The sequence below is a fragment of the Streptomyces sp. NPDC048461 genome (assembly GCF_055587105.1).
The window spans coordinates 1-1,103 of record NZ_JBVJGW010000088.1 but is presented as its reverse complement, the minus strand read 5'-3'; the positions used below and the strand labels follow the sequence as shown (position 1 = coordinate 1,103).

Sequence of the window (1,103 nt, the reverse complement as noted above, 5' to 3'; positions counted from 1 at the left end):
TCGCCTCCGTTGCGGCAATGCCATTGAAGGCCGACGTCGTGGAGGTACCACAGTAATTTAAAAAGTTATCTGCGATAACAGACTCCGCGACAGAAATATCGTTATTGCCGTGATAATCGATGCCATTCTCAACGGTATCTTCAACGTGATTCCCGATAATTCGTGAATTATTCGTAGGGATTTTGGTGGGGTTATTCACTAAGGAATAGTCGATCTGAATGCCGAACCTTTCGATCGTTTTGATGTAGTTATTAGAGATATTAATGTCACTGATTCCACCCAGCGAGATGCCATAGCTGGTATTAACAATATGGTTATTGGCAACGGTCAGGTTAGTGAATGAATGAGGCGTGCCGGTCACTTCATTATTCAATGTCACCCCGCCCCCTCTTTGCGTATGCCCGGCCCCAGCGGGTTTAGCGGGTTTATGTCCATCATGAATATGATTGTTCACAATCAAGATGTCATAAGCATCTCGGTTCACGCCCGTTTTCAGCAAGATCCCGTCACCCTGATGATTTGTCAGTTCGTTATTCTGGATTGTAATATGGCGTCCGCCACGAACGGCGATAGGTTCTTCACCCAGATCTTTAAGTAAATTGTTCTCAAGGGTAACTGACGTACAGTCAGAAAGGCCCAAAGCATCGGTATGCATGCTGATGACGCAATTTCTCACGGTGAAGTTTTCACAACGGGTGAAAGCCATGCCGGTACACGCGCGAGTGGCATACCACCAAATAGGATCTGCATCTTTCTGAGTCACCTTTCTCGTGATCCTCAGATCTTCCACGATGAAATTCGACTGTTCCACGGTATTAAAAATATTGATTTGAGGCGTATCGTCATCCAGGTGAATTTCACCACCGCCATAAATATGGCAGTTGCTGGGGATCTGTAGAGGCTGCCAAGCCGAACCCAACGTCAACCGATAGACATTCGCCATTCTGACCTGGCGTTTTTTCATCGAGTTAGCGGCGTCAATCGCCACTTTAGCGAACATGGCGCTGACGGCATCTCGATCGTCAGCCAGGCCATCGCCTACGGCGCCGAACTGTTCAGGGGTATATTCAGCGAATTCGCCGCCGTCATTGACCTGAGCGGCG

1 protein-coding gene is annotated in these 1,103 nt (G+C 48.1%); it reads right to left on the bottom strand.

All coding sequences use genetic code 11. The annotated features are described in order from the left end of the window. On the bottom strand, positions 1–1,103 hold a 1,103-nt coding region (locus tag ACZ6S8_RS39675; RefSeq protein WP_469463281.1), incomplete at both ends, for a right-handed parallel beta-helix repeat-containing protein.